Below are 9,266 nucleotides of genomic sequence, written 5' to 3'. Positions count from 1 at the left end.
CGACTGTCCAGCTTCGCGCGAAACACCTGTCCACCTTCACGCGAAACGCGTGTCCAGCTTCCGCGAAATACGCAGTTATCCAACGCGGGTTGCTACATGCGCGAGGAGGATCGGCACGAGAACGCATTTTCCTGAAAGATGCCGTGACGGGGGAGAGCCACGGCCCAAGAAAAGAGGCTTTTGCGCTGACCACCAAGCGCGTCAAGCTTGAGGGCTATCGGCTGTGTGCCCGTTGTCGGATAGCTTCGAAGTCGCCCGGTAGCCCGTGCAGGTCGAGGCGGCGGCCCGCTTTGACAATCTGGCTAGGAATGTCGTGGCCGATGAGTGCCGGCAGGCGCTTGGAAGCATCGATGAGACTGCCGAGGTCCACCCCCGTGTCGTAGCCCATGAGTTCCAGGCTATGCACGATCTCCTCGGTGCACACATTACCTGTGGCGCCCGGCGCGTAGGGGCAGCCGCCGATGCCGCCGAGCGATGCATCGAATCGATCCGCCCCTCCGTCGATGGCCGCGAGCACATTTGCCAGCCCCATGCCACGGGTGTTGTGGAAATGTAGCGTCAGTTCGGTATCCGGCCAGCGCTCCCGAAATTTTCGCGTGAGTAGAGCCACTTGGCCCGGGTAGGCCATGCCGGTGGTGTCGCACAGAGTGATACCGCGGGCACCAATACTGCCAACAAATGCGTCGCACCAGTCCAGTACCGTAGCCTCGGGCACGTCGCCTTCCATGGGGCAGCCGAAAGTGCAAGACAGCGATATGTTTGTGGCGACACCGGCCTCACGAGCGATTCCGGCCACCTCAGACAGCGCGCTGAATGACTGGCTGCGTGTCATTCTTAGGTTGGCGAGGTTGTGGGTTTCGCTGGCAGACATGACCAGGTTCAATTCGTCCGCCCCGGCTTCGATGGCCCGCTCAGCCCCACGTACGTTGGGCACTAGGGCACTGTACACGACGCCCGGCCGGCGCTCGATGCCGCGTAGCACGGCATCGGCGTCGCTCAAGGCTGGAATCACCTTGGGCGAGACGAAGGCGGTGACTTCGATCTTGGCCATGCCGGCCTGAGACAACGCATTGACCAGCGCAATCTTGTCCTCAGTGGCTACGAAGGCCGTCTCCGCCTGCAGGCCATCCCGCGTGCCCACTTCCTGCATGTGAATGTGCCGTCCGGCACCGTTCCAGATATTCATGCCACCACCTTCCTACCGCGCATGGCGGCGATGTCTTGGATTGAAAAGCCGAGTTCCTGCAGCACCTCGTCTGTGTCATCACCTAGACCGGGGGCCGAGCTGCGTACCGTGCCCGGCGTGCCCAGCAACTTAGGCACAACGCCTGGCACATCAACCTCGTAACCGTCCCGGGTGGTCTGGGAGAGGATCATATCCCGCGCCCGGTAGTGAGGATCCTCGGCGATATCCTTGGCGGTGTAGACCTTGCCAGCCGGCACCCCCGCCGCGCCGAGGATGTCGAGGACCTCCTGCACCGGTTGCATCAGCGTCCAGGCCTCGATCGCCTGGTCCAGTTCGTCGGCCCGCGCCACCCGTCCTGCGTTGTCTGCCAGGGTAGGGGCGGTGGCCAGGTCGTTGCGACCAATAGTCTGCATCAGGCGTTTGAAGATACTGTCGCCATTACCGGCGATCAACACGAAACCATCCGTACAACGATAAGCGTTTGACGGGGCAATCCCTGGCAAGGCACTTCCAGCTGCTTCCCGCACGGCCCCGAAGGCGCTGTACTCGGGAACCAGGCTCTCCATCACATTGAACACGGCCTCGTTCAACGCTACATCGATGACTTGCCCCAGGCCGCCATTAACCTTGCGATGGTAGAGGGCGGTGAGGATACCGATAGTGCCGTGGAGCGCCGCCAGCGTGTCGCCGATCGAGATACCGCAGCGCACCGGCACCCGACCCGGTTCGCCGGTCAGGTGGCGCAGCCCTCCCATGGCTTCGCCGATGGCGCCGAAGCCGGGCAGGTCGCGATAGGGGCCGGTCTGACCATAGCCCGAGATGCGCAGCATGACGAGGCCCGGGTTGACCTTGGACAGTTCCTCCCAGCCCATGCCCCATCGTTCGAGCGTGCCGGGACGAAAGTTCTCTATCAGCACGTCGGCTTCGGCGATAAGTTTGCGGGCGACGTCCTGCCCTTCGCCACTACGCAGATCCAGAGCGATGGAGCGCTTGTTGCGCGACTGCACTTGCCACCAGACCGATGTGCCGTCCTTAATCAAACGCCAGTTGCGCAACGGGTCGCCACTGCCGGGCGCCTCGATCTTAACTACGTCGGCGCCAAATTCACCCAAGGTCTTGCCGGCGAAGGGACCCGCGATCAGCTGCCCCATCTCGATGACGCGGAGGCCTTGCAAGGCGGCGGCGGGAATGATGTTGTTCATGGTGATCTTCCTTCAGATGACGCCATCGAGTTGCAATTGGGCGAGTTCGTCCGCCGTCAGGCCCAGCAGGCCGCCGAAGACGGCTGCGTTGTGCTCGCCTAGCTGCGGTGCCGGGCTACGCAGGTGTGCCGGGGTGGCGCTCAGCTTGATGTGGCAGCCGGTCAGTTTGGTCTTGCCCGCCTTGGGGTGTTCCATATCGACAAACATTTGGCGCGCACCAGCGATATGCGGATCCCTCACCAGTCGATCCACCGTGTTGATGGGCGAGGCTGGCACGCCGGCTGCCAACATCGTCTCCACCACGTCGTCCACGTTGTGGCTGCGCGTCCAGGATTCGATTAGCAGTTTTATCTCGGCATGGCGTTCTACACGTTTTGCGTTGGTGTCGAAACGTTCGTCGAACGCCAATTCGGGCTGTTCGATGGCGTGGCAGACCAGGCGCCAAAGCTTGTCGTTGGCGGCGGCAATGACCACACTGCCGTCCTTCGCCGTGAAAGAATCATACGGGTAGCAGGACTCGTAGCGATTTCCGATGCGCTCGGGGATCCGGCCGTCAGTGAGATAAATCTGGGTGATGATCTCCAGGCTCGCCACCACCGAATCCACCAGTGCCACGTCCACTTTTTGGCCGACGCCGATCTGGTCCCGATGACGGAGGGCGGAGAGTATGCCGATAGTGACCGACAGGCCAGCAAGGACGTCGGCCATTGCGGTTCCGGAGCGGGTGGGTTCGCCGCCGGGCCAGCCGGTGGTGCTCATCAGCCCGCCCATGGCTTGGCCAATGATGTCGTAACCGGGGCGCAGGCGATAAGGGCCGCTATCGCCGAAGCCCGACACTGCGGCATAGACCAGCTTCGGGTTGATTTCCTTCAGGGTGTCGTAGCCCAGACCCAGCTTGTCCATGGTGCCGGGGCGGAAATTCTCCACGACCACGTCCGCCTTCCGTACCAGGTCGAGGAATATCTCTTTTCCTTGGCCTTTAAGGTCCAGCGTAATGCCCTGTTTGCCCCGGTTGAGGTTCATGTAGTAGGCGCTTTCGCCATTTTGGAATGGAGCGAAATGCCGCGTGTCGTCGCCCTTGCCGGGCTGTTCTATCTTGATCACCTCAGCGCCCATGTCGGCCAGCATCATGGTGCAGAAGGGGCCCGCGAGAACGCGGGTTAGGTCGATGATGCGCAATCCGGAAAGCGCGTCGCGTGTTGGGTTCATCCTAAACTCCTTAACGATGTTTGCCCGGTGACGGGGTAACAATCCAGCGGGCAGATATAGCCGGGGGTGGGCTTGTGCTCAGTGGACGAACCCATGCTCTTCCTTGACACGCAATTTCGCGGGTAGGGCGTAAATCAGGAGGGCCGCGCAGACGATGGCAAGGCCGCCGATGACATAGAGGGCCGGCGTGGTACTGCCAGTGACGTCCTTGATGCGCCCTACCATCACCGGGCTGACGATGCCGCCCAGTTGGCCAAGGGTGTTGATCAGGGCGATGCCACCTGCAGCGCCCACGCCGGTGACCAGTTTCGGCGGCAGCGCCCAGAAGGCCGGGATGGAGGCGATAATGCCGGCGCCCATGATCGCCAGGGCGGCGATTAGGAAGCCCGTATGCTTGTCGAAGATCCCGGCGCAGAAGAAGCCGACGGCAGCCAGGAGCATCAGGCCGGCGACGAAGCGGCTGCGATGTCCGCTGGCATCGGATAAGCGACCGACCACTACCATGGTGATGGCACCGCACAGATACGGTACCGCCGTGAGAAAGCCGATTGTGGTCGGATTCGTGATTCCCGAAGTGCGAATCAGGTGAGGCGCCCAGAAGTTAAGGCCGTAGGAACAGACCTGGATCATGAAGTAGACCAGCCCGAGTTTGAGGAAGCCCGGAGTCTTCAGGGCGTCGAGCAAAGAGTGCCCACCGATGTCCTTGTTCTGGTCGGCGATGCGATTGGAAAGCAGCGCCTGCTCATCCGGTGTGAGCCAAGTGGCGTCCTGAATGCGGTCTTTCAGCACCTTGAAAACGAGGTAACCGAGCCCGACGCACGGCAAACCACCAACCAGGAAGAGCCAGTGCCAGCCCCGCATCCCAAGGAAGCCTTCCATGTGTGATAGGACGAGGCCCGCGGCCGGTGCACCGAGGACTCCGGCGAAAGCCGAAGCCAGGAAGAGCGTGGAAGTGATGCGACCGCGATAGGCAACTGGAAACCACAGGGTCAGGTAGAACAGGACGCCGGGTGCGAAACCGGCTTCCATGGCGCCGATCAGAAAACGCAAGGTGTAGAACTGCCACTCGGCTTGGACGAAGGCCATCAAAGCAGTGGCGATTCCCCATGAGATCATGATTCGGCAGATCCAGCGGCGAGCGCCAACCTTGTAGAGCATCAGGTTGCTGGGGACTTCGAAAAGCACATAGCCGACGACGAACAGGCCTGCGCCCAGGCCGTAGGCCATGTCGGTCAGGCCGAGATCACTCTGTAGCGCGAACTTGGCAAAGCTGATGTTGATGCGGTCGAAGAACGCGAACAAATAGCACACCATGATAAGGGGCATAATTCGCCAAGCAACCTTGCGCACGGTACGCGCTTCGTCGGGAGGTGCCAGGCCGATGCTGGCTGATAGGGTCTTGTTCACGTTTGTCTCCAGTTTTTACCTGACTCCACCAGCCAATTGGTACTGACGAGGTCCGGCAATCAATTAAGATTTAGCGCTCTTGATGGCGCATGGAGACATATTGATGACCCGATCCGTGATGGAGAAGATTAAAGAAAGGAAGTCAGCTTTCGCGATCCGCGAAAGCTGGACCGGCCGTCGTTTAACCATAAAGGTTAACGCCAATTAACTGACCTTTGCCTTGCAGAGGTGGTCGACCAAAAGACGGAGATGTCGCGGTACCGCGTCCGGGTCTCGCAGTCCGATCAGGAGCTGGCGCTCGGCCCATGCGTCCGTGAGCGCGACCTGGCGCAGGTTGAGCGATCGGACAAGAGCGTGTACGGCCAATGACGGAAGAACGGCCACCCCCATGCCGGCCGCCACCATCTGACACATGGCGTCAAAGCTGCGGACCCTGATGCGCAGCTTCAGGTGGCGCCCCAGCGCTTCAGCTTCCATTTGCAAGCGCTCTGCGAGGGAAGTGCCCTTCGAGAGACTAACGAAATCGTATTCAAGGGTTTCTTCGAAGAGTACCGAACGTCGGGCTGCCAAGTCATGTGTCCGAGGCATTACGAGCACCAGCCGGTCTAGACGGTATTTCGTCTGATGTATACCTAGGGCCGGTGTACGGTCTGCAAAAATGCCCAAGTCAGCTCGGCCGTCGAGTAAAGCCAGCACGATTTCCCTGCTGTTTTGTTCCTCTAGTTCGATGCGTATGCCTGGATTTGTCTCGGCAAAGGTCGCAATATCGGACGGCAAGAACTGGGTGATCGCAGACGTGTTGGCCCACAGGCGCACTATGCCGACCATCCCGGACGCGTAATCCGATAGGTCTGCCGCCAACCGGTCAACGTCGTTCAATATGCGTTGCGCGTGGTGGTACAAAGCCTGCCCTGCGACCGTCAGAGTCACCCCGCGAGAATGGCGTTCCAGCAAGCTCGAACCCACCGTCCCTTCCAGGTCAGAGATGCGCTTGCTGGCCGCGCCAACAGCCAAATTCGCCAGTGCTGCACCCTTGCTTATACTGCCGGCACGTACGATCAGATTGAATAGCGACAGAGAGACCAGATCCAGGCGGTGAAGATTCATCGCAGATAACTCTCGAGGGCAATCTGCTCATTTTGCGCTCGCTTCGCACCAACGCCAACGCCACCCCTGCCACAGGCTTTCGCGACCGCACTCTAATCCTCTAATCCAACGGCGACAGCTTTGTAGCAGAGCAGGAGGCATAGCCAGCTGACCAGAATTCCCTGCCCGATGGGGTCCGTGCATGTGAGTATCGGATCGGTGTTCGCTATCGCGGCAAGCCAAGCAGTCGCGGGTCGATCGACCGGTGTGCGTCAGTCTTCAGCCGTTCATCGGCTGCGAGACACCCGTCCGTTTTGGGTCGGGTAGCGCCGACCGGCGCCGGGCGGACAGCCTCACACCCAAGAGCGCAGAAGCGATGACAAAAGCCCCGCTCGGGAAGAAGCGGGGCAGGACTTGGAGGCAAACAGCCGAAGCTGCGAAAGGTTTATCGCTTCGGGGGCGCGTTGTCGCGGCCGCCTCCCGACTTCTGACCGTCGTGCTTGCTGGGCCAGCCGGCGCCTTGTTGGTTGTCGCTCATGAGAGTTCTCCGTTTCCGTTTGGGTGGTTGCGTGCCAGGACTTGGCACAGGAGAATGATCTGCGATCCTCCCAACGCATATCTTCTGAAAAATGGAAAACCTGCCGTCCATCAGCGACATGACGCTGGGCGACATTCTCTTTGCAAACGCGCTATCGCCGTTGTGGCCGCTCGTCATCGCCCGGCCGCTCAAGCTCTTTCCGAAAACCCTAGGCCTCACGCCTGGTGTGGAAGGCGTGCCGTCGCGCGAGTACATGGTGCGCGTTCTGTCGGACTATCCCACTCACCAAGCGATGTTGCGCGCACTAACTGGCGACCACTTCGCTAGCTTCGTGAATCATGTGCGGGGCAAACACCGCATCTCACCCACGACCTTGAAAGCCATCGCGGGGCGGTTCGGGCCCACCGTCGGCCCGAACGAGATCGCCGCCATGGTTCACGGAAGTAGCAAGGGCCCGTTACTACCTGCCTTACTATCGCTCTGCGGGCTCTTCGAGGCCGTCCCCAACCTATTCTTCGCCAAAGTAGTGAAGGCGGGCATCCCGTGCCCTCATTGCAGTGGCAACCTGATTGATGACCGCGACGTATGGTGGACGAAGCAACCGTTAACACTCCCAAAGCCAACTTACGATCTTGTCGAGCGGATGCTTGGTGCCATCCTGGTCGGAACGGGTTTTTACGCCTACTTCAAGAACGTCGACCGGGAAGCGTTCCTCGACCACATCGTCCAACTCGCCGAACCATCCAAGCATCCCTTCGGCAACTGGATTGAGAACGTCAAGCAGTCGCGCGGCGCCGCGTCTTATTTCGACCTGTGCGCAGCCTCCGCAGACGGCACCCTCCTGCCCTTTGATGAAAATCGCCTCAGCAAATGGGCGAGTGGTGGTGAGCTGCTACCACTTGCCTTGGGCGGCAGGTTGATCGCAGGACTTCCCGATGCCCCCGCGCTAGAACTCGACCTCTACGCTGCACGCGCCATTGCCTTTGTCCTCGACCTCGTCATCGCGGCCACTCCGGGCGCGACTGCGCCCAAACGGAAGACTGCGCAGGACATGATCTTCCGGCGCCTAAGGACTCTGCATGACCACGCTATCCTGTTTATCCGCGCGGCTCAAAAGAAGGCGCAGGAACGAGCGACCGGCCAACCCGTGGTTTCATGATCGTCAAACGATACGGGCACCGGCAAATGCATCAACATCATGCGGGATGGTTCCGTAGCCCAACGCGATTACGCTTTTTCCTCCGTGAAGGCCGAGCAGGCGTCGCCCGACGTCGCCGGGCGAATGACTGTTATATTTTGAAAGCTGTCGTCGACGAAGAGGACGATCCGGTGGCTGTAGTGGGTCGGGTACCGCCGATCGGCGACAGACAGTAGGAGGACTTACGGCTATTCAACTGAAGCGCGGGCGCCGGGCAAAGTGTAAGCCGATGGTCCGCACGCCCAGGCAGCCATTTGTCACCTTCGTTCCAATGGCCTGCGGGATTTCATTCCAGTCTATCGAAAGCGCCCGCTTCGAGATCTTTCGTGAAATGCTCTAGCCAGTCGCTTTCGTCGCCGATTGTGTATTCCTTCGCCACCCGCGTCGATAGTCTGGTAACGATGACATAGCCCTGCAGACCGAAATTCTCGTCGCCTTTAGGATCCGTTGTATCCGTCTCCTGAAGACTGAAATCATCTCTTGCGTGACCAGTGCGCTCCAAAGTCGCGAGAAACTCCTTGTGTTCATCCGGTTCGATCAGTCGCATCTTCAGGCTCTCGTGTGTCCATTGGAAATACCGCGGCCCCGTGTCTCGATGGGCCGCGACTTGCGCTCAAGCGTAGAAAGCGCACGCGCGGCAGCGATGAGGGTAACTTCGTAATCGGCCCCGCGTGCCCTGCCGCTTGGGCCCTTTCATAATTTCCGACTCCATCGCGGCATTCCACTCCTTACTCGCCTCGATGGCATCCATCTCTTTTTCAACTGAACCTATTGCGCGCGAGGCGGCCGCTTTCGTCTCCTCTGCCGAGGCGTCGAATCCGCTTCCGATCGCTTTGACAATCCGCCCGCCCTCTCGGTGGCTTTCGAGACCGCCGATCCATAATGCTGCCATGTCGTGCCAAAATATTCTCTTATTTCTCGCTCCCGAAGCGCTATGTCCGAGACGCTTACTGAACTGCCCAGTGTGGCCTTGCGATTAAAAGCGGGCGAGATGCTTCTAGCTGGTAGGACCCCGACTCAGACTGCTTCCGCGCTGGGGATTTGCGTCCAGACGGCCAGGCGCTACAAATCGGTAGTCGAAGAAGGTGGGCTTGAACAGTTGAGGCGCATGGGTGTGGGTGGCAGAAAGCCATCTCTTGACGCGCATGCGCGGGCATGGCTCTCCGAGGCATTGAGCTCGTCGGCAACGGTTTTTGGGTTTGAAAGTGACCGCTGGACGGACGGACGCCTGCTGACAGTGATCGAGCGTGAATTCCATCGCCGGTACTCGCGGGTCTACGCGCGGCAACTCATAATCGAACTTGGTTTCGCCAATTCTCTTAAGACGCGGCGGCCGCTGGCACCCGCAACCGGCCGAAGGTCTATCGACTTACCGCAGCAGATTAGTGAAGCACTCCAAGGTTCTCCGCGGGCTTATGGATTGGATGCAGACCGATGGAC

The 9,266-nt window shown here is 60.1% G+C and carries 8 protein-coding genes; 2 read left to right on the top strand and 6 right to left on the bottom strand.

The genetic code is table 11. From position 1 onward, the window contains the following. Positions 1–214 precede the first annotated feature (214 nt). The 5 genes from AWB67_RS32810 to AWB67_RS32790 all read right to left on the bottom strand — a co-directional run bounded on the left by AWB67_RS32810 (position 215) and on the right by AWB67_RS32790 (position 6,111). Entirely contained in the window at positions 215–1,186 is a 972-nt protein-coding gene (locus AWB67_RS32810; protein WP_087660199.1) for a hydroxymethylglutaryl-CoA lyase, read from the bottom strand. Next, positions 1,183–2,388, bottom strand: a complete 1,206-nt coding sequence (locus AWB67_RS32805) for a CaiB/BaiF CoA transferase family protein (RefSeq protein WP_087660198.1) — start codon at positions 2,386–2,388, stop codon at positions 1,183–1,185. Before AWB67_RS32805 ends, AWB67_RS32810 begins: the two co-directional genes overlap by 4 nt. 12 nt (positions 2,389–2,400) lie before the next feature. Continuing rightward, complete coding sequence (locus AWB67_RS32800; protein ID WP_087660197.1) at positions 2,401–3,597, bottom strand: CaiB/BaiF CoA transferase family protein; 1,197 nt, start codon at positions 3,595–3,597, stop codon at positions 2,401–2,403. A 78-nt stretch (positions 3,598–3,675) separates the two neighbouring features. Beyond that, a complete protein-coding gene (locus tag AWB67_RS32795; RefSeq protein WP_235025472.1) occupies positions 3,676–5,004 on the bottom strand; it encodes an MFS transporter in 1,329 nt (442 codons plus the stop codon). Between the two features lie 204 nt (positions 5,005–5,208). Next, on the bottom strand, positions 5,209–6,111 hold the full coding sequence (locus tag AWB67_RS32790) for a LysR substrate-binding domain-containing protein (RefSeq protein ID WP_087660196.1): 903 nt from the start codon (positions 6,109–6,111) through the stop codon (positions 5,209–5,211). A gap of 608 nt (positions 6,112–6,719) precedes the next feature. On the opposite strand from AWB67_RS32790, the gene AWB67_RS32785 reads away from it, so the two are divergent. After that, a complete protein-coding gene (locus tag AWB67_RS32785; RefSeq protein WP_087660195.1) occupies positions 6,720–7,787 on the top strand; it encodes a hypothetical protein in 1,068 nt (355 codons plus the stop codon). A gap of 325 nt (positions 7,788–8,112) precedes the next feature. Here the strand turns inward: AWB67_RS32785 and AWB67_RS32780 are convergent, their stop codons facing one another. Next, entirely contained in the window at positions 8,113–8,373 is a 261-nt protein-coding gene (locus tag AWB67_RS32780; protein ID WP_087660194.1) for a transcriptional regulator, read from the bottom strand. Positions 8,374–8,760: 387 nt separating this feature from the next. On the opposite strand from AWB67_RS32780, the gene AWB67_RS32770 reads away from it, so the two are divergent. Then, positions 8,761–9,266 (top strand): helix-turn-helix domain-containing protein (locus AWB67_RS32770; protein WP_125477788.1); only part of this gene is annotated, 506 nt, incomplete at its 3' end.

The sequence above is a fragment of the Caballeronia terrestris genome (assembly GCF_001544515.1).
GTDB classification, from domain to species: Bacteria; Pseudomonadota; Gammaproteobacteria; order Burkholderiales; family Burkholderiaceae; genus Caballeronia; species Caballeronia terrestris.
Note: the sequence above shows the minus strand (reverse complement) of the source record. Positions and strands in the feature narration are given on the sequence as shown.